Below are 19,420 nucleotides of genomic sequence, written 5' to 3'. Positions count from 1 at the left end.
GACGGCCCCGCATCCCGGGCAGGGATGCGGGGCCGTCGTCGTCGGTCTGTCGGTGGCGGGGTCTCAGGCGGACTGCAGCGCCTTCGTGACCTCGCCCAGGCCCTCCTTGAGGAGGTCCTCACCGATGGTCAGCGGCGGCAGGAAGCGCACGACGTTGCCGTAGGTGCCGCACGTGAGCAGGATGACGCCGGCGGCGCGCACGGCGGCGGCCACGGTGGCGGTCAGCGTCGCGTCCGGCTCGCCGGTGGCGGGGTCCACGAACTCGATCGCCATCATCGCGCCGCGGCCGCGGACCTCGGCGATGCGGTCGTCGGCGTTCTGCTCGAAGTGCTCGCGGATGACCTGCTCGATCCGGCGGGCCTTCTCGAGGAGGCCGTCCTCCTCGACGGCCTCGAACACGGCGAGGGCCGCCGCCGTGGCGACGGGGTTGCCGCCGTAGGTGCCACCGAGGCCGCCCGGGTGCACGGAGTCCATCACCTCGGCGCGGCCGGTGACGCCGGAGAGCGGCATGCCGCCGGCGATGCCCTTGGCGGTCGCCATCAGGTCCGGCTCGATGCCCTCGGTCTCGGAGGCGAACCAGGCGCCGGTGCGGGCGATGCCGGACTGGACCTCGTCCGCGATGAACAGGACGTCGTTGGCCTTGCACCACTCGACCACGGCCGGCAGGAAGCCCTCGGCCGGGACGATGAAGCCGCCCTCGCCCTGGATCGGCTCCATGATCACGGCGGCCAGGTTGTCGGCACCGATCTGCTTCTCCAGCGCGGAGATGGCACGCTGCGCGGCCTCGGCACCGGACAGGCCGTCGCGCAGCGGGTAGGAGCCGGGCACGCGGTAGATCTCGGGGGCGAACGGTCCGAAGCTGTGCTTGTAGGGCATGGACTTGGCGGTCAGCGCCATCGTCAGTGTGGTGCGGCCGTGATAGGCGTGGTCGAACGCGGCCACGGCCTGCTTGCCGGTGTAGGCGCGGGCCACCTTGACGGCGTTCTCCACGGCCTCGGCGCCGGAGTTGAACAGGGCGGTGCGGGTCTCGCCGGAGATCGGGCAGGTGCGGTCCAGCTGCTCGGCCACGGCCACGTAGCCCTCGTAGGGGGTGATCATGAACGAGGTGTGGGTGAACTGCGCGACCTGCTCCTGGACGGCGGCCACGACGCGCGGGTGGGAGGCGCCCACGGAGGTGACGGCGATGCCGGAGGCCAGGTCGATCAGGCGGTTGCCGTCCACGTCCTCGAGGATGCCGCCCGCGGCGCGGGCCGCGTACACCGGCATGGTGGTGGCCACGCCGGCCGGAACGGCGCCCTTCTGGCGCTCGGCGAGCTCACGGGAGCGAGGGCCGGGCAGCTCGGTGGCCAGGTGGCGGGTCTGCTCGAGGTCGGGGGTGGCGGTCATAGGGGATGCCTCCTGGGAACGGCTCACGGGGAGCGGGGACGACGGGTGGGAACGACGACGACGCGTCGGGCCGCGTCCTCCCATGGTGGGGCGTCGGGTCCATGCCGTCCAGTGATGATCTGGCGTGGCGGCTATGCTCATCCAGCATGGAAGAGAAACTGCTCAGGGCCTTCGTGACCGTGGCCGAGGTCGGCACGGTCTCGGGGGCCGCGATCCGCCTGGACCTCGTGCAGTCCGCGCTCAGTCGGCAGCTGCAGCGGCTTCAGCGTGAGCTGCGCCTACCCCTGTTCGCCCGGGTCGGCGGCCGGCTCGAGCTGACGACGGCCGGCGAGGCGTTCCTCCCGGTGGCGCGCGAGGTCCTCGTCGCCCATCGCCGGGCGGAGCAGGCGGCCCGCGCGCTCGCCTCCGGTCGGCTCACGGACGTGGCCGTGGCCGCGCCGGGCACCACTCTCATCGACGTCGTGCTGCCGTTCGTGGCCACCTTCGGGGAGGAGGACCCGCGCCCGCGCGTCGCGGAGACCCAGCTGGACGACTCGCTGCTCGACGCCGTCGCGCGGCACGACCTGGTGGTGATGCCGACGGTGCCGCCGCCCTCCGTCGCGTCGCTGCCGCTGATGGACCTGCCCGTCTGGGCGTACGTCGCCCCGGGTCACCCCTGGGCGGGACGGACGCGGGTGTCCCTCGACGAACTCGTGGCCCAGCCTGTCGTCGCGCCCGCCCGCACCTTCATGGCGCGGCGCGTCCTCGACGGCGCCGTGGCCGTGGCGGGCCTCACGCCGCCGGCCCTCACCGAGGCGAACTCCGGGCGGGTGGCCCAGGCCCTGGTCGCGACGGGGGCGGGTGTCGCCGTCGTCACCGAGGACCCGGCCTTCGGGCTGACGCCGGTGCGGGTCATCGCGCAGGGGCGGACGCTCACGGTGCGGCTGCACGCGGCGTGGCGGGGGGATCACTTCGCCGCCGAGACGCTGGAGGCGATCGTCCGTCGGCTGCAGGCCTTCATCTGGGACCGCTATGCCGACCCCGGGGACGGGCCCGCCCGCGTGAAGTCTGGGTGAACTTCTGCCCACCGGTCAGCGGGAACTCATCGTTCGCACATCCGCCACATAGGCTGGTGCCGTCCATGATCCATGTCACCCGCACCGCCGAACCGGAGGACCCCATGTCCCTGCAGTTCCCCGCCCGCCTGTCCGCCGCCGCCCTCGGAGCCGCCGTCCTCGTCGGCGTCGCCGCCGCCCCGGCCCACGCCGCCACCTGGACGCCCGAGCACGGCACCCCGTCCGGCACGTTCGTCAGCGCGGACGACAACCTGATGGAGTTCGTCCTCTACGACAACTTCGCGACCGAGGACATCCGCGCCGTCGTCGTCACCGCGTCGGGGGAGGAGACCGAGATCCAGGTCGACTTCATCACCGAGGAAGACATGGGTGCCGTGTTCATGCACGACATCGAGCGGGCCCTCGGCGGCGACCTGGCGCAGCCCTACGAGGTGCACGTCTACGGCGCCGGCCAGCTCGCCTTCGGCGCGGCCTTCGCCGCCGACGGCACCATGACCCCGGTCGAGGCCGAGGAGTTCATCCCGTTCGAGGACTGGGCCGAGGTCGCCACGTGGCGCGTCTACACGGACCAGAACGCGACCGTCGTCGAGTCCCTCGTGACCGAGGACGGCGGCGTGCCGAGCCCGATCGACGCCGAGCTCACCGTGGCGCCGAAGCACGGGACCGTCGAGATCGGCGGGACCTCCTTCGGCTACACCCCGGAGAAGGACTTCCTCGGGACCGACACCTTCACCGTGGTGATGACCGCGAACGGCGTCACCCGCACGGTCGAGTTCACCGTCGAGGTGCTCGACCTGCCGGGCGACTCCACGCCCACCCCGATCGACCCGGCGCCCGCCCCCGAGCCGCAGCCCGAGCCCGAGCCGGCGCCGGAACCCGAGCCCGCCCCGGAGGAGCCGGTCGATCCGGCCCCCGCCCTCGAGGAGCCCACCCCGGAGGAGTCGACCGATCCGGCCCCCGCCCCTGAGGAGCCCGCCCCGGAGGAGCCGGTCGATCCGGCCCCCGCCCCCGAGGAGCCCGCCCCGGCCCCCGAGGAGCCCGCCGAGCCCGAGCAGCCGGCCCAGCCGGTCGTCGACGAGGACGAGCCCGTCCCCCCGGCCCCCGAGCAGCCGGCCGAGGACGGCCACACCGTCCCGGACACGGTCGAGACCGGCAACGGCTCCGCGTGGGGCCTGGCCGCCATCGGCGCCCTGGCCGCCGGCGTTCTGGTGCGCCTGCGCCGCACCTTCGGCCTGGCCTGAGCCCGCGCCGAGGCGGCCGGGGCGCACCCGCGTCCCGGCCGCCTCGGCCGTCCCGAACGGACGACGCGCCGGGCTGAGGCCGGAGCGCGTGAGACCATGCCGTCGTCGGATGCGGCCCCGGGCGGGCCGGACCGATGCACACGAGGGGAGAACCCGCATGAACACCACCGTCCGACGCGCCCTGTGGGTGGTCCTGGTGTTGCTGTGCCTGGGACTCGTGTTCCTCGCGCTGCGCGGGGTGCTGGCGGTCGGCGCCGTGCCGATCAGCGCTGCCCCCACCCTCAGCGCCACGGCGTCCGCGACCCCGTCGCCGTCGTCCTCAGCACGCTCCACGCCCAGCCCCGCACCGACGGCCACACCGACCCCGACGCCGACCCCGTCCTCCGCGGCCCCCACGTCGGAGGCGGCGGTTCCCATCGAGACCGAGGAGCCTGCCGGCACGCCCACATCGGCGGAGCCCACGCCGTCCGAGGAGCCGACCCCCACCGAGGAGCCGGCCCCCGCCGCGGCTGCCCACCTCTCCGGCCCCGCCGCCCCGTGGGACGAGATCACGGCGACGCCCGTGCACGTGGACGTCCACCAGGACGGCGAGCAGATCGTCGGAGCGGGGATCGACCTGACGCAGTTGGACGAGGGCGGCGACCTGGACCCGGATCCGCAGACGGTCGGCTGGTACGGTCCGCCGCAGTGGGGCACCACGCCGGGGGAGCGCTCCCCGTACGCGGGGGTCCTGGCCGGGCACGTCGTCTACTACGGCGTGCGGGACGTGTTCTGGAACCTGGGCGACGTGCGGGCGGGCGCCGTCGTCGTGGTGACGTACGACGACGGCACGCAGGCCGCCTTCGAGGCGGACACGGACGCGGTCTCGGTGGAGAAGGAGGCGCTCACCCAGGATCCGGCGCACCGCTGGGCATGGGAGCCCGGGGGCGACGACGCGAAGGTCACGCTGATCACGTGCGACCTCGTGCCGGGCACCGGGATGGCCGGGAACGCCTTCAACAACTGGGTGGTGCAGGCCACCCGCGTCGCCTGAGGCCGCGGCGACCCCGGGGCCGGGAGGCCGGAGGGGTACCCTGGGGAGGCCGGGGCGGCCGACCGCGTCGGACCGCCATTGACCCCGTGACCGGGTGACGACCGCCGAGAGGACCTGCGCCCATGAGCCGAGCCGACATCGCCCCCGCCCGCGTGCACCCCCGCCGCTGGAGCGTGGCCGTCGGAGGGGCGCTCCTGAGCATCACCCTGGCCACCGGCGGCTGCAGCGTCGCCGAGGAGCCCGGACAGACCGGTGGCACGGAGGCGGGGAACACCTACCTGGAGGGCGTGCTGGCCAGCCCCAGCCAGACGTCCGCCGACCCGCTCGCCGCGGACATCCAGTTCGCGGGTCTGCTGCTGCGCAACCACCGCGACGCGATCCAGCAGTCCGATCAGGTGCTGGGCAAGGACGGCGTGGACCAGGAGATCCGGGCCACCGCCGAGCGGATGAAGTCCGAGCACGAGGAGCGGGCGGGCCGGCTCGAGTCGATGCTCGAGGGCTGGGGCGTCCCCTCGGATGACGTGCGCGGTGCGGGTGCCGAGTCGACCCCGTCTGCCCAGCCTGAGTCCACGGAGGACGCGGAGCCGACCCAGATCGTGGGCGACGAGCTGCGCGCCGGACTCCTGTCCGACCGGGAGAAGAACGTGCTGACCGCCGCCGAGCCGGAGGAGGCGGGACGGATCTACCTGCTCCAGATGCACCGCCTCTATCAGGGCGCGCTGACGATCTCCGCCACGGAGGCGGAGGACGGCTCGGACGACGCGGCCAAGGAGCTGGCCTCCAGCGTGGTCGAGGGCCACCGCAAGGAGCTGGAGAGCTTGGCCGAGACGCTCGCGGAGATGGGCGTGATCGGGTCGAGCGGGGCGCGCACGGCGGACCCGTCCGGGTTCACCGGCCCCATCAAGATCGAGGGCACCGGCGCGAACGGCGGCTCCGTCCCCTCGGACTTCGTCCCCGAGCCGGTGCAGCGGGTGCGCAACTTCCGCGCCACCCAGAAGCCGGTGCTGCCGTCGTCGAGCTCGCCCAGTTCCTCCAGCGCGTCGGGCTCTGCCAGCGCGTCCGGCCGGGACGCCGAGGACCAGCGGGGGCGGGACGCCGCATCGGCGAGCCCGTCGCCCAGCCCGGCCGACACGGCGCAGGCCACACCGCGCCCCTCCTCCGGGGCAAGCCCCTCGCCCAGCGCGTCTCGCTGACACACCGGCCGGTCGGTCCGCATCGGGCGGCGCCGTGACCGAGTCGATAGCGCTTCGAAACCGGACAGTGACCCGCCTCACGTCCGTGCGGCGTAGGTTCGTGCCGACGCGGCGAGTGCGGCACCCGGTCGACCTCGGGCGTCCGAGCCGGGGAGCCCTTCGGCCCGTCGCAGCACCGCACCCCTGGAGGAGCACGATGCGCACCGCCCGATCGACCCGCCTTGCCGCCGCCCTGGGCGCCGGCGTCCTTCTCACCGGCGTGGGGGCGACCCCTGCCCTCGCCTCACCCGCCCACCCCGCCGGATGGACCGCCGAGCACGGCCTGCCCGGCGGCTCCTTCCTCGTGGCCAGCGCGGAGGGTGAGACCGGGGCCTCCTTCGGCACCGAGTTCGAGGTGGACGAGTCCGACGTCCGCCTGACGGTGGCTCCGGCGCTGGAGGGGGAGGCCCGCGGCGCCGAGACCGAGGTCCCGTTCACGTACGACGACGAGTTGGAGCGCGGTGACTTCGACGTCGCCGCGGCCCGGCGGAGCCTGGGAGAGTCGGGGACCGGTCCCGTCGTCTACACCCTCTCTGTCCTGGGCGGCGAGGTGGCCGCCCTCACCTACGGCCCGGACGCCGACCTCACCGACGCTGACCCGGGCGAGCCGCTGCGCGCCGACCAGCGTCATGAGCTCGGCTTCCACATGCTCCCCACCGCCTGGGACACCACCCTGCTCGCGGCGCCGGGGGAGCGACACGTGTTCATCTCCTCGTACACGGGCGATGAGGCGGCGCCGCTGACGCTCGTCGCGGGCCCGGCCGAGGGCAGGGTCGTCGAGGTGACGGAGGAGGAGACCGGCGGGCCGCGCGGCTACGTGTACCAGGCGCCCGAGGGCTTCACCGGATCCGACACCGTCACCCTGCGGGCCACGAGGGACGGCGTGACGACGACGCGGACGGTGACCGTGCGGTTCGGCGATCCCCGCGTGGACCTCTATGACTGGGAGAACGGGCGGATCCCGGGGTTCGTGACCTTCCCCGTGGCCGGCCTGTTCGACGACGCTCCGGCTCCGGGCCAGCCGGCCGATCCCGACACCCCCACCTCGCCGGCGAAGCCCGAGACCCCTGCGGACCCGGCCGAGGGCGAGCACACGGTGCCGGACACGGTCGAGACCGGGCGTGGTCCGGCGGCGTGGCCCGCCGCCCTCGTGGTGCTGGCCGCGGGCGTCCTGGCCGTGGCGCGCCGGCACCGCGTCGCGGCCTGACCGCTCCGGTCAGCGGGGCGCGAGCAGCGCGCTCTTCTCCGGGTGCTCGTCGAACCACTGGGCGACGTACCAGCACATCGGCACGATGCGGCGGCCCCCTGCGGGGCCGCCGTTCGTCGCGATGTCCTCGACGGCGCCCGCAGTCAGCGCGGCGGCGTGGCCCCGGCCGCGGTGCACGGGGATGGTGAACGCCCGGTTTAGGGAGACGGCCGCGCCGTTGTCCCGGAAGTCGAGGACGGCGAGCAGTGTGCCGCCGTCATGGAGCTCGTAGCGGGACTCGGCGTCATTGCGGGTGACGGTGGGGGAGGTGCTCATGCCGGGGCAACCCCCGGTGGTGACCGGGTATTCCGACGCCGGTCGGCGGCGGGCTCCTACATGTAGTGGTCCGCGGGGGCCGGACACGCCGCCCGCAGACGTGGCGAACTCGACTTTCCGGCTGTGGGAACCCGGCCCCGAGATCTCCACCGGCTGTGGACAGCCGACCCCGGTCCCGGCGTGTCCCGCATGTCCGCGCGGATCGTCCCGCACAGCAGGGTGTGGACAGGATGGGCAGAGGGTGGGGATACGTAACTACAGTGGTGTGACTACTACATGTAGGGATGGTTCCCGGCCGTGATCACTAGATGTAGTATCGACGCAGATGTTCGGCACGCCCCGTGATTCACCTCGCGGACGCCGCGCCGACACCCGCAGACCACCAGAGACCACGAAGGAACAGGGATCGCCATGACCGTCACCGTGTACACCAAGCCGGCCTGCGTGCAGTGCAACGCCACCTACCGTGCACTGGACAAGAAGGGCATCGCCTACGAGGTCGTGGACATGTCCCAGGACCCCGCCGCCCTCGAGCGCGTCCGTGCCCTCGGCTTCATGCAGGCCCCCGTCGTCGTCACCGAGACCGACTCCTGGTCCGGCTTCCGCCCGGACAAGATCGCCGAGCTCGCCGAGTCCGCCGCGGCATCGGTGGCCTGACCGGAGCCGACATGACCGTCGCCGCGGGCCCGAGCCACATCCGCTCGGCCGAGGCGCAGGGGCTCGTCCCCACCGACGCGGGACTGATCTACTTCTCCTCCGCCTCCAACTACACGCACCGCTTCGTCGAGAAGCTCGAGCTGCCCGAGGACCGGGTGGCTCGACTGCCGTTGATCACCCGGGAGCCCACCCTCGGGGCCACCGCCCCGTACGTCCTGATGACCCCCACCTACGGCGGGGGCAGCGGGCCGGGCGCGGTCCCGAAGCAGGTGATCAAGTTCCTCAACGTCCCGGAGAACCGTCACTGGATTCGGGGCGTGATCGCGTCCGGGAACACCAACTTCCATGAGGGCTACTGCCTGGCCGGGTACATCATCTCCCGCAAGTGCCAGGTCCCCCTCATGTACAAATTCGAGCTGATGGGCACGCCCGACGACGTCGAACGCGTCCGCGGCGGCCTGGAAGGACTGTGGACATGACCACCACCGCACCCACCGAGGCGGACCTCATCCGCCAGGCGAAGAACATGCCCGCCGAGTGGCAGAACCTCGGCTATCACGAGCTCAACGCCATGCTGAACCTCTACGGCGCGGACGGTCGCATCCAGTTCGAGGCCGACCACGCGGCCGCGCGCCAGTACTTCCTGCAGCATGTCAACACCAACACGGTGTTCTTCCATGACCTGGAGGAGAAGCTCGACTACCTGCAGAAGAACGACTACTACGAGACCGAGACGTTCGAGCAGTACCCGTTCGAGTTCATCCGGGGCCTGTTCGATCGTGCCTACAAGGCGAAGTTCCGCTTCCCGACCTTCCTCGGTGCGTTCAAGTTTTACACCTCGTACGCCCTGAAGACCTTCGACGGCAAGCGCTACCTCGAGCGCTACGAGGACCGCGTCGCCGTCGTCGCCCTCCACCTCGCCCGCGGCGACCAGGAGCTGGCCACCCACCTGGTGGACGAGATGATCGCCGGCCGCTTCCAGCCGGCCACCCCCACGTTCCTGAACTCGGGCAAGAAGCAGCGCGGCGAGCTCGTCTCCTGCTTCCTGTTGCGCATCGAGGACAACATGGAGTCGATCGCCCGCGGCATCAACTCCGCCCTGCAGCTGTCCAAGCGCGGCGGCGGCGTGGCCCTCTCGCTGACCAACATCCGCGAGCACGGCGCGCCCATCAAGCAGATCGAGAACCAGTCCTCCGGCGTCATCCCCGTGATGAAGCTCCTCGAGGACTCCTTCTCCTACGCCAACCAGCTCGGCGCGCGCCAGGGCGCCGGCGCGGTGTACCTCAACGCGCACCACCCGGACATCCACCGCTTCCTCGACACCAAGCGCGAGAACGCGGACGAGAAGATCCGCATCAAGACCCTCTCCCTCGGCGTCGTGATCCCGGACATCACGTTCCAGCTGGCGAAGAAGAACGAGGACATGTACCTGTTCTCGCCGTACGACGTCGAGCGTGTCTACGGGGTGCCGTTCTCCGAGATCTCCGTGACCGAGAAGTACTACGAGATGGTCGACGACGCGCGGATCAAGAAGACCAAGATCAACGCGCGCGAGTTCTTCCAGACCATCGCCGAGATCCAGTTCGAGTCCGGCTACCCGTACGTCGTGTTCGAGGACACCGTGAACGCCGCGAACCCGATCAAGGGCCGCATCACCATGTCCAACCTGTGCTCCGAGATCCTGCAGGTCTCCGAGGCCTCCGAGTACAACGAGGACCTGAGCTACGCCCACGTGGGCCAGGACATCTCCTGCAACCTCGGCTCGATGAACATCGCCAAGACCATGGACTCGCCGGACTTCGGTCGGTCCGTGGAGACCGCGATCCGTGCGCTGACGGCCGTGTCGGTCATGTCCGACATCCAGTCGGTGCCGTCCATCGCCAAGGGCAACGCGGCCTCCCACGCCATCGGCCTGGGGCAGATGAACCTCCACGGCTACCTGGCGCGCGAGCGCGTCCACTACGGCTCGGAGGAGGGCATCGACTTCACGAACATGTACTTCTACGCGGTGCTGTTCCACGCGCTGCGGGCCTCGAACCGGATCGCCATCGAGACCGGCCAGCGGTTCGGTGGGTTCGAGGACTCGAAGTACGCCTCCGGGGAGTTCTTCGACAAGTACACGGATCAGGAGTGGGCGCCCGCCACCGAGCGCGTCGCCGAGCTGTTCGCGGACGCCGGCATCGCCCTGCCCACGCAGGACGACTGGCGTGAGCTGAAGGCCTCCGTCATGGAGCACGGCATCTTCAACCGCAACCTGCAGGCCGTCCCGCCGACGGGCTCGATCTCCTACATCAACAACTCGACCTCGTCGATCCACCCGGTGGCCTCGAAGATCGAGATCCGCAAGGAGGGCAAGCTCGGCCGCGTGTACTACCCGGCGCCGTACCTCACCAACGAGAACCTCGAGTACTACGAGGACGCGTACGAGATCGGCTACGAGAAGATCATCGACACGTACGCCGCGGCGACGCAGCACGTGGACCAGGGCCTGTCCCTGACGCTGTTCTTCAAGGACACGGCCACCACCCGTGACCTGAACCGCGCGCAGATCTACGCGTGGACGAAGGGCATCAAGACGATCTACTACATCCGCCTGCGCCAGCTCGCGCTGGAGGGCACCGAGGTCGAGGGCTGCGTGAGCTGCATGCTCTGACAGCCGACCCTTCGAGGCGGGAAATCCCGCGTATTCCGCGCTTCTGAGCGCGGTTGCGCTCGATTTCCCGCCTCGAAGTGGAGCCGGCGTACCCGGACGGGGCGGGCCCACGACGTCGTGAGCCCGGACCTTCCCGAGTGGCTGCCGCTGCCCCTGCGGCCTAGACTGACCCGGACCCGCGCCCCGATGACCGTGCTCTCGAGAGCCCCCGGAATCCGCGGATTCTCAACGAATTCTTCTGAAGGATGTGCCCTGCCGTGACCGAGACCCAGCAGTCCCACCTCGTCGAGGCGATCAACTGGAACCGCATTCAGGACGAGAAGGACGTGGAGGTGTGGAACCGCCTCGTCAACAACTTCTGGCTGCCGGAGAAGGTGCCGCTGTCCAACGACGTCCAGTCCTGGTCCCACCTCACGGATGAGGAGCGGCTGCTCTCCATGCGCGTGTTCACGGGCCTGACGCTGCTGGACACGATCCAGGGCACCGTGGGCGCCGTCTCCCTCATCCCGGACGCCATGACCCCGCACGAGGAGGCCGTCCTCACGAACATCGCGTTCATGGAGTCGGTGCACGCGAAGTCGTACTCCTCGATCTTCTCCACGCTGGCCTCCACCCCGGAGATCGACGAGGCGTTCCGCTGGTCCCGTGAGAACCGGAACCTGCAGGCCAAGGCCCGCCTGATCGTGGAGCGCTATGACGGCCAGGACCCGTACAAGAAGAAGATCGCCTCCACCCTGCTCGAGTCCTTCCTCTTCTACTCGGGCTTCTACTGGCCCATGTACCTCTCCGCGCACGCCCGCCTCACCAACACCGCCGACCTGATCCGCCTGATCATCCGCGACGAGGCCGTGCACGGGTACTACATCGGCTACAAGTACCAGCGGAGCATCGAGACCCTGCCGGAGGAGAAGCGGGAGGAGCTCAAGGCGTTCACCTTCGAGCTGCTGTTCGAGCTGTACGAGAACGAGGTCGAGTACACCCATGACCTCTACGACGCCGTCGGCCTGGCCGAGGACGTGAAGAAGTTCCTGCACTACAACGCGAACAAGGCGCTGATGAACCTGGGCTACGAGCCCATGTTCCCGGCCGAGACCACGAACGTGAACCCCGCCATCCTCTCCGCGCTCTCCCCGAACTCGGACGAGAACCACGACTTCTTCTCCGGCTCCGGCTCCTCCTACGTGATCGGCAAGGCCGAGAACACCGAGGACGAGGACTGGGACTTCTGATCCCGTCCGTCTGAGCCCCGTCCCGACGACGGCCGGTCGCCTTCCCGTGGAGGCGCCCGGCCGTCGTCGTCTCGCGAGATGCATCACACGTCGGCCCCGGGCCCCGCAGTATGACGCTGCGCGTCATCGGCCTGCACGATGGAGCGCACACGCTGCGATAGGCTTGGGCCCAGCTTCAGGAGAAGCGGCTGTGGACCCCGCCTCGGCGGGTTCACGTGGTCCCACGACGAGCCGCTCGCCAACCCCATGTTCACGGGTGGCAACGGACCGAGAAGCGGCCCGCCTCCGCTGCGTGCAGACCCCTCGGGGGGGGAGCTCGCGGTGACTGGGGGACGGGCAAGAGCAGCGTTCGAAAGGATCCCGGCCTCCGGTTCGGGGCGTCTCTCGCCCCCGCCCGCCGTGCTGTGCCCCGCGGGGAATCACCCACCGCACGGCCCACCCCGCACCGTTCCGCACCCGCCGTGCCCACCCGCGCCGGCGACGTCGCACCGTCCTCCAAGGAGAACCCCATGACGACCCCCTCGAACATCTCCCGCCGCTCCTTCGCCGGCCTGTCCCTGGCCGCCGTCGGCGCGCTCGCCCTGACCGCCTGCAACTCGCAGGCCGAGAAGAAGGGCGACGACGGCGCCCAGACCGTGCGCATCGGCGTCGTGTCCGAGAACGAGACGCACCGCGCCCTGGTGAAGCTCGCCAAGGAGAAGCACGGCATCGACGTCGAGATCCGCAACTTCACCGAGTACTCACAGCCGAACCCGGCGCTGGACAACGGCGACATCGACATGAACTGGTTCCAGCACATCGCCTACCTGGCCAACTACAACCAGGCCTCCGGCAAGGACCTGACGCTGATCGGGACCACCGAGATCATCCCGCTGCCCCTGTACTCCAAGAAGTACAAGGACGTCTCCGAGTTCCAGAAGGGCGACACCGTCGCCATCCCGAACGACACCGTGAACCAGGCCCGCGCCATCAACGTGCTCGTCGCCGCCGGCCTGTTGAAGCTGTCCAACGAGACCATCCGCCCGGAGCCGAGGGACATCGACGAGGCTGCCTCCACCGTGAAGGTCCAGACCGTGGCCGCCGCGCAGACCGTGAACGCGCTCGAGTCCGTCCAGGGCTCGGTCATCAACAACACCTTCTCGGCGGACGCCGGCATCGACACGAACACCGCCCTGTTCAAGGACGACCCCGAGGACGACTCCGCCAAGCCGTACGTCAACGGCTTCGCCGTGCGTCGCGAGGACCGCGACAACGAGACCTACAAGAAGATCGCGGCCCTGTACCACGAGCAGGCCGTGCTGGATGAGTCCGCGAAGCTCTCCTCCGACACGAGCGTGCCGGTGCAGCTCGACACCGCCCAGATCGACGAGACCCTGAAGCAGTACCAGGACGCGACCGCGAAGCAGGGCGCCTGATCCATGGCAGGTTCCCATACGTCCAACCGTGACGCGGTCACCCCGGGGCGCCCCGCTGAGGGCGCCCCGGGGGAGCCGGTCATCGTCTTCGACCACGTCAGCCGCGTCTTCGGAGCCAAGAAGGGCCGCGGCGTCACGGCCGTCGACGACGTCTCGCTCACCGTGAACCGCGGCGAGGTCTTCGGCGTCATCGGCTTCTCCGGGGCCGGCAAGTCCACCCTGATCCGCATGATCAACGGGCTGGAGAAGCCGACGTCGGGCACCGTCACGGTGCTGGGCCAGCAGGTCTCCCACCTGTCCGAAGCGAAGCTGCGTCCGCTGCGCACCCGCATCGGCATGGTGTTCCAGCAGTTCAACCTGCTGACCTCCCGCACGGTGGCCGGGAACATCGAGTTCGCCCTGGACACTGCCGGCTGGCCGCGGTCGAAGCGCCGCGCACGCGTGGCGGAGCTGCTCGAGTTCGTCGGCCTGGCGGACAAGGCCAAGCACTACCCGGAGCAGCTCTCGGGCGGCCAGAAGCAGCGCGTCGGCATCGCCCGCGCGCTCGCCGCCGAGCCGGAGATCCTGCTCGCGGACGAGGCCACCAGCGCCCTCGACCCCTCGACGACCCACGAGGTGCTCTCCGTGCTGCGCCGCGTCAACGAGGAGCTCGGGGTCACGATCGTGGCCATCACCCACGAGATGGAGGTCATCCGCTCGATCGCCGACCGCGTCGCCGTGATGGACACCGGCCGCGTGGTGGAGTCCGGCAAGGTCTACGACCTCTTCTCCCGGCCCGCCCACTCCGCCGACGCCGCGTCCTTCGTGGCCACGGCGCTCAAGGACCGGCCGAATGCCGAGGAGGTGGCCCGCATCCGGGCGCGCACCGAGGGCCGGCTGATCATGGTCTCGCTCAAGGACGCCGCCGCGGTCTCGGCCGTGCTCGGCACCGCATCGGCGCGCGGCGTCGGCTTCGAGATCGCCCACGGCGGCATGTCCGCCACCAAGGACTCCGCGTACGGCCTGCTCACCGTGGCGCTCACGGGCGAGGCCGCCGCAGTGGACGCGTTCGTCGCGGACCTGGCCGGCGCCGGGGACGTGCAGGAGGTGCACCAGTGATCGACCGATTCCAGAACCTCGACTGGGGGTACTACGGCCCCGAACTCCTGACCGCCGTGGGGGACACCCTCTACATGGTCGGCTGGGCGTTCGTCGTCGGCGGCGTCCTCGGCCTGCTGGTCGGGCTCGTCCTCTACACCACGCGTCCGGGTGGCATCTTCGCCAACCGTGCCGTCTACGTCGTCACGAACTTCATCGTGAACCTCATCCGGCCCATCCCGTTCGTCATCCTCATCGCTGCCCTGCAGCCGCTGACCATCGCGACGCTCGGCACCGGCATCGGCAACACCGCCGTGGTGTTCTGCATGATCTGGGCGTCCACGTTCGGCATCGCCCGCATCGTGGAGCAGAACCTCGTCTCGCTGGACCCCGGCGTCATCGAGGCCGCCCGTGCGATGGGGGCCTCCCGCATGCGGATCGTGCGCACCGTGGTGCTGCCCGAGGCCCTCGGCCCGCTGATCCTCGGCTTCACGTTCGTGATCATCTCGCTCGTGGACATGTCCGCCATGGCGGGCATCATCGGCGGTGGCGGCGTCGGCAACTTCGCCATCGTGGAGGGCTACAACCGGTTCCGTCCGGAGGTCACCTGGCTGGCCGTCGTCGTGGTGATCGTGTTCGTCCAGGCGCTGCAGCTGATCGGCAACGGCATCGCCCGCAAGGTCATGCGCCGCTGAACCCCGGCTCGGCCCACGCCATGACGGCCGGTGACATCCCCGCGGGGACGTCACCGGCCGTCGTCGTCGTTCTGGCAGACTTCGGCCCATGACCGACATCACCTCCACCCCCGCGACCTCCGTCGCCGACGATCCCCTGGCCTTCTACGTCCGCCTCGGCGAGCCCGCCGTGGACGCCGACGGCGTCCGCACCTCCCGCGTGCGCTCCACCGTGCACGCCCAGGGCGCATGGCGGCAGGAGGAGATGCACATGGCCGCCGTCTCGGGCCTGCTGCTGCACGAGGTGGCCGCGCACGAGACCACTCCCGGGCTGCGGGTGGGACGGCTCTCCTACGACATCCTGGGCACGCTCTGGTCGGGCGAGCTCGAGGTGGTCACGCGCACCCTGCGTCCGGGGCGCACCATCGAGCTCGTCGAGTCCGTGCTCCACGCCCGGGGCCGCACCGTGCTGACCCTGCGCGCCTGGCTGCTGTCCACCTCGGACACCTCCGCCGTCGCCCAGCTGCCGGACGAGCCCCTCCCGCCGCGCTCGCAGGCGCAGGCGCACAACGCGCTCCACGGATGGGGAGGCGGGTACATCGCCTCCCTCGACGGCGTCATCCTGCCCGGCCACGGGCCGGGCCACGGCCGGGTGTGGCTCACCACGGACCGCGAGATGGTGGCGGGGGAGAGCACGAGCGACCTGGTCCGACTGATCAGCCTCACCGATGCGGCCAACGGGATCGCCCCGGCCCTGCCGGCGAAACCGGGCGGGTGGTTCTTCCCCAACGTGGACCTGCAGATCCACCTGTACCGCGAGCCCACCGGCCACTGGCTCGGCCTCTCGGGGCAGGTCACGGTGGGCCCGGACGGCGTGGGCCTGACCAGCACCGTCCTCCACGACGACGACGGCCCCTTCGCCCACGTCGAGCAGACCCTCACCCTGCGCTCCTGGCCGGTCGAGGGCGGCCTGTGAGCCCAGCTCCCCGGCTGCGCTGGGCCGTGCAGGAGCGGACCCTCGGGGCCGCTGACGACCTCGACTGGGCCATGGGCGAGCTGGCCGTCTTCCGCGCCGCAGCGGCCGAGGGAAGGGCCCTCGACGATCTGATCCGCATCTACGTGCCCGAACCGACGGTCGCGTTCGGCCAGCGTGACGCGCGGCTGCCCGGCTTCGCGGCCGCGGCCGCAGCGGCCCGGGCCCACGGCTTCGAGCCGGCGGTGCGCCGGGCCGGCGGGCGGGCGGCGGCCTACCATCACGGCTGCCTGGTGGTGGACCACCTGAGCCAGCAGGAGGACGCGGCACTCACGCAGCAGGCCCGGTTCGCCGAGTTCGCCGACCTGTTCGTGCGGGCGTTCGCGCGCATGGACGTGCCCGCCTCCGTGGGCGAGATCCCGGGGGAGTACTGCCCGGGCGAGTTCTCCGTGCAGGGGCCTGCGCCGACGTACCCCGTGAAGCTGGCCGGCTCCGCGCAACGCGTGGTGAAGGGGGCGTTCCTGTTCTCCACCCACGTGGTGGTGTCCGACCCCGCCCCGCTGCGGGCCGTGCTCGTCGACGTCTACCGGGAGCTCGGCCTGGACATGGACCCCCGCACGGCGGGCGCGGCCGAGGACGTGCGCCCCGGGGTGAGCGTCCCCGCGTTCGCCGCGGCCCTGCGGGAGGAGTACACGGCGTGGGCCGCCGCCGCCGGGCTCGAGGTCGTGGACGAGGAGCTCGCCGTCCTCGGCGCGGGCACCTCCGGCTGAGGGCACGGGCGGCCCGGCTGCGGGAGGGCCGTCAGGCCGTGAGATCCGCGATGATCTCCCGCTTGCGTCGCGGGGTGAAGCCGGCTGCCACCGCCGCCGTCCGGCGGGCCGCGTCCGTCCGGTACAGGGACCAGCCCCGCTGCACGAGGAACGGCACCGGCTTGCGGCGTTCGGCGACGTCGCGCACGAACCGGCGGGCCGCCGTCGTGGTCCGCGCCTGGTCGATGTACCAGGCCGCGTAGCGGACACCGGCCCGGTCCAGGGCGGCGGGCATGCGCTCGGCGAAGATGCCCTCCGCCACGATCACCCCGCCCGGCTCGAGCGCGACGGTGCTGTGCCCGCGGACGGAGGACGTGGAGATGTCGTAGTCGGGCACGCGTGTCGCGCCGTCCTCAAGCAGTTCGACGACCGCGTCCACCGCCGCCTGCTCATCCCACGTTCCGGGGTGATCCCAGTCGATCTCGCCATACGGGGTGCGCGGGAACACGGGGCCGGGCCCGCCCGCGGCGCCGTCGTCGGACTGCGGACGGTAGAACGCATCGAGCGAGAGGTGGGGCCGGCCGTGCCGCCGGGCCAGGTAGGACTTGCCGGAGCCCGACGCGCCGCCGAGCAGGATCACGGAGGGAGGGGGCGAGGCGGGGAGGAGGGTCACGGGGGACCATTCTTCCCCACCTCGGCGCGTCCTCAGTGGCCGCGGTCGATCCACTCCTGCAGGTGCGGCTTCTCCGTGCCGATCGTGGTGGAGTCGCCGTGGCCGGTGTGGACCACGGTGGCCTCCGGCAGCGGGAACAGGCGCTCGCGGATGGACTCGATGATCGTGTCGAAGTCCGAGTACGAGCGGCCGGTGGCGCCGGGCCCGCCTTGGAACAGGGTGTCGCCGGAGAACAGGACGCCCGTCGGGGTGCCGTCGTCGCCGGCCTCGCCCAGGGCGGGCGCGTACAGGCAGACCGAGCCGGGGGAGTGGCCGGGGGTGTGCAGCACCCGCAGCTCGACGCCGGCCACGCGCAGGACGTCGCCCTCGGCGAGCGCGCCGTCGGGCTCCTCGTCGGGGAAGACGTCGTCCCAGAGCATGCGGTCTGCGGGGTGGAGCAGCACGGGGGCGTCCACCATCTGGCGGAACTCCTGGACCTGGCGGATGTGGTCGTCGTGGCCGTGGGTGAGGACGATGGCCAGCACCTGGCGGCCGTTCACCTTCTTCCAGACGGCCGAGGCGTCATGGGCCGGGTCGATGACGACGCACTGCTCCGCGCCGCCGACGATCCACACGTTGTTGTCCACGTCGAACGTCTCCCCGTCCAGGGAGAACGTGCCGGAGGTGACCAGGTGATCGATGCGCGCCATCAGAGCACCACCACCGAGCGCAGGACGTCGCCGGACTTCATCGTCTCGAAGGCCTCGTTCACCTCATCGAGGGCGATGGTCTCCGTGACGAACTCGTCCAGCGGCAGGCGGCCCAGGCGGTACTGGTCCACGAGCATCGGGAAGTCGCGCTCCGGCAGGCAGTCGCCGTACCACGAGGACTTCAGCGCGCCGCCGCGGCCGAACACCTCCGGCAGGGGCAGCTTCAGCTCCATGCCGGGGGTGGGCACCCCCACCAGGACGACGCGGCCGGCCAGGTCCCGGGCGTAGAACGCCTGCTCGTAGGTCTCCGGGCGGCCGACCGCCTCGATGACCACGTCGGCGCCGAAGCCGCCGGTCGCCGCGCGGATGGCCTCCACGGGGTCCTCGTCCTTCGAGTTCACGGTGTGGGTGGCGCCGAGCTCCTCAGCCTTGGCGAGCTTCTTGGCGTCGATGTCCACCGCGATGATCGTGGTGGCGCCGGCGAGCTTCGCCCCGGCGATCGAGGCCACGCCGACGCCGCCGCAGCCGATCACGGCCACGGACTCGCCGCGCTTGACCTCGCCGGTGTTGATGGCTGCGCCGATGCCGGCCATGATCCCGCACCCGAGCAGGCCGACCGCGGCCTGCTCCTCGGGCGTGTCGACGCCGTCGACCTGGGTGCACTGCTTGGCGTGGACGAGCGTCTTGTCCGCGAACGCCCCGATGCCCAGGGCCGGGGACAGCTCCGTGCCGTCCTCGAGGGTCATCTTCTGGGTCGCGTTGTGGGTGTTGAAGCAGTACTTCGGCTCGCCCTTCCGGCACGCGCGGCACTCGCCGCACACGGCGCGCCAGTTGAGGATCACGGTGTCACCGACCTTGACGTGGTCGACGCCCTCGCCGATCGCGGAGACCACACCCGTGGCCTCGTGGCCGAGCAGATACGGGTACTCGTCCCCGATCCCGCCCTGCTGGTAGTGCAGATCCGTGTGGCAGACGCCGCAGGTCTTGATGTCGACGACGGCCTCGCCGGGTCCCGGATCGGGGATGACGATGGTCTCGATGGTGACGGGGGCATCCTTCGCCATGGCGACGACGCCGCGGACCTTCTGGGACACGCTGTTCCTCCTGGTGGTGGGGTTCTGCCCGATGCCGCGCATGCGTGGGGCGGCGCGGCGTGCGGGCT

At 71.1% G+C, this 19,420-nt stretch carries 19 protein-coding genes; 14 read left to right on the top strand and 5 right to left on the bottom strand.

Annotated features, from left to right (window positions below):
• Positions 1–63 precede the first annotated feature (63 nt).
• Entirely contained in the window at positions 64–1,386 is a 1,323-nt protein-coding gene (gabT, locus tag ACUXPL_RS03495) for a 4-aminobutyrate--2-oxoglutarate transaminase (RefSeq protein ID WP_454181980.1), read from the bottom strand.
• 146 nt (positions 1,387–1,532) lie between these two features.
• Here gabT and ACUXPL_RS03490 point away from each other — a divergent pair, with 146 nt between their 5' ends.
• The 5 genes from ACUXPL_RS03490 (at position 1,533) to ACUXPL_RS03470 (ending at position 7,154) form a co-directional block, all read left to right on the top strand.
• Entirely contained in the window at positions 1,533–2,441 is a 909-nt protein-coding gene (locus ACUXPL_RS03490; protein ID WP_454181978.1) for a LysR family transcriptional regulator, read from the top strand.
• 65 nt (positions 2,442–2,506) lie between these two features.
• A complete protein-coding gene (locus ACUXPL_RS03485) occupies positions 2,507–3,682 on the top strand; it encodes an Ig-like domain-containing protein (protein WP_454181976.1) in 1,176 nt (391 codons plus the stop codon).
• A 157-nt stretch (positions 3,683–3,839) separates the two neighbouring features.
• Positions 3,840–4,715 (top strand): class F sortase, encoded by an 876-nt coding sequence (locus ACUXPL_RS03480; protein ID WP_454181974.1) that lies wholly within the window; start codon positions 3,840–3,842, stop codon positions 4,713–4,715.
• A 122-nt stretch (positions 4,716–4,837) separates the two neighbouring features.
• The gene (locus ACUXPL_RS03475; protein ID WP_454181972.1) at positions 4,838–5,908 is read left to right on the top strand and encodes a DUF305 domain-containing protein; all 1,071 of its coding nucleotides are present in this window, start codon (positions 4,838–4,840) and stop codon (positions 5,906–5,908) included.
• 196 nt (positions 5,909–6,104) lie between these two features.
• The gene (locus ACUXPL_RS03470) at positions 6,105–7,154 is read left to right on the top strand and encodes a hypothetical protein (RefSeq protein ID WP_454181970.1); all 1,050 of its coding nucleotides are present in this window, start codon (positions 6,105–6,107) and stop codon (positions 7,152–7,154) included.
• A gap of 9 nt (positions 7,155–7,163) precedes the next feature.
• Here the strand turns inward: ACUXPL_RS03470 and ACUXPL_RS03465 are convergent, their stop codons facing one another.
• Entirely contained in the window at positions 7,164–7,469 is a 306-nt protein-coding gene (locus tag ACUXPL_RS03465; protein ID WP_036338933.1) for a GNAT family N-acetyltransferase, read from the bottom strand.
• A 411-nt stretch (positions 7,470–7,880) separates the two neighbouring features.
• Between ACUXPL_RS03465 and nrdH the strand changes: the two genes are divergently transcribed.
• From nrdH to ACUXPL_RS03420, 9 genes are all read left to right on the top strand, one after another.
• Positions 7,881–8,126, top strand: coding sequence for a glutaredoxin-like protein NrdH (gene nrdH / locus ACUXPL_RS03460; RefSeq protein WP_036313172.1), 246 nt, complete (start codon positions 7,881–7,883; stop codon positions 8,124–8,126).
• Between the two features lie 11 nt (positions 8,127–8,137).
• Positions 8,138–8,605 (top strand): class Ib ribonucleoside-diphosphate reductase assembly flavoprotein NrdI, encoded by a 468-nt coding sequence (nrdI, locus tag ACUXPL_RS03455; protein ID WP_454181968.1) that lies wholly within the window; start codon positions 8,138–8,140, stop codon positions 8,603–8,605.
• Positions 8,606–8,652: 47 nt separating this feature from the next.
• Complete coding sequence (gene nrdE / locus ACUXPL_RS03450; protein ID WP_454182418.1) at positions 8,653–10,779, top strand: class 1b ribonucleoside-diphosphate reductase subunit alpha; 2,127 nt, start codon at positions 8,653–8,655, stop codon at positions 10,777–10,779.
• A 245-nt stretch (positions 10,780–11,024) separates the two neighbouring features.
• Positions 11,025–12,008 carry a class 1b ribonucleoside-diphosphate reductase subunit beta gene (nrdF, locus tag ACUXPL_RS03445; protein ID WP_205812506.1) on the top strand — a complete coding sequence of 328 codons (984 nt, stop codon included), beginning with the start codon at positions 11,025–11,027 and terminating at the stop codon, positions 12,006–12,008.
• 509 nt (positions 12,009–12,517) lie between these two features.
• The gene (locus ACUXPL_RS03440; RefSeq protein ID WP_406890940.1) at positions 12,518–13,423 is read left to right on the top strand and encodes a MetQ/NlpA family ABC transporter substrate-binding protein; all 906 of its coding nucleotides are present in this window, start codon (positions 12,518–12,520) and stop codon (positions 13,421–13,423) included.
• A gap of 3 nt (positions 13,424–13,426) precedes the next feature.
• On the top strand, positions 13,427–14,521 hold the full coding sequence (locus tag ACUXPL_RS03435; RefSeq protein ID WP_454181966.1) for a methionine ABC transporter ATP-binding protein: 1,095 nt from the start codon (positions 13,427–13,429) through the stop codon (positions 14,519–14,521).
• Positions 14,518–15,195, top strand: a complete 678-nt coding sequence (locus ACUXPL_RS03430) for a methionine ABC transporter permease (RefSeq protein ID WP_195081814.1) — start codon at positions 14,518–14,520, stop codon at positions 15,193–15,195. The genes ACUXPL_RS03435 and ACUXPL_RS03430 overlap by 4 nt, the downstream gene beginning before the upstream one ends.
• Before the next feature lie 88 nt (positions 15,196–15,283).
• Positions 15,284–16,150 (top strand): thioesterase family protein, encoded by an 867-nt coding sequence (locus ACUXPL_RS03425; protein WP_454181963.1) that lies wholly within the window; start codon positions 15,284–15,286, stop codon positions 16,148–16,150.
• A complete protein-coding gene (locus ACUXPL_RS03420; RefSeq protein ID WP_454181961.1) occupies positions 16,147–16,917 on the top strand; it encodes a lipoate--protein ligase family protein in 771 nt (256 codons plus the stop codon). The genes ACUXPL_RS03425 and ACUXPL_RS03420 overlap by 4 nt, the downstream gene beginning before the upstream one ends.
• 31 nt (positions 16,918–16,948) lie before the next feature.
• On the opposite strand, the gene ACUXPL_RS03415 is transcribed toward ACUXPL_RS03420, so the two are convergent.
• From ACUXPL_RS03415 to ACUXPL_RS03405, 3 genes are read right to left on the bottom strand one after another with little or no spacing between them, the layout of a single operon-like run.
• On the bottom strand, positions 16,949–17,569 hold the full coding sequence (locus tag ACUXPL_RS03415; RefSeq protein WP_454181959.1) for a uridine kinase family protein: 621 nt from the start codon (positions 17,567–17,569) through the stop codon (positions 16,949–16,951).
• Positions 17,570–17,601: 32 nt separating this feature from the next.
• Positions 17,602–18,258, bottom strand: a complete 657-nt coding sequence (locus ACUXPL_RS03410) for an MBL fold metallo-hydrolase (RefSeq protein ID WP_454181957.1) — start codon at positions 18,256–18,258, stop codon at positions 17,602–17,604.
• Positions 18,258–19,352 carry an S-(hydroxymethyl)mycothiol dehydrogenase gene (locus ACUXPL_RS03405; RefSeq protein ID WP_406905476.1) on the bottom strand — a complete coding sequence of 365 codons (1,095 nt, stop codon included), beginning with the start codon at positions 19,350–19,352 and terminating at the stop codon, positions 18,258–18,260. Before ACUXPL_RS03405 ends, ACUXPL_RS03410 begins: the two co-directional genes overlap by 1 nt.
• Between the last annotated feature and the right edge of the window lie 68 nt (positions 19,353–19,420).

This window comes from Micrococcus sp. 140720015-1, assembly GCF_053627595.1.
Note: the sequence above shows the minus strand (reverse complement) of the source record. Positions and strands in the feature narration are given on the sequence as shown.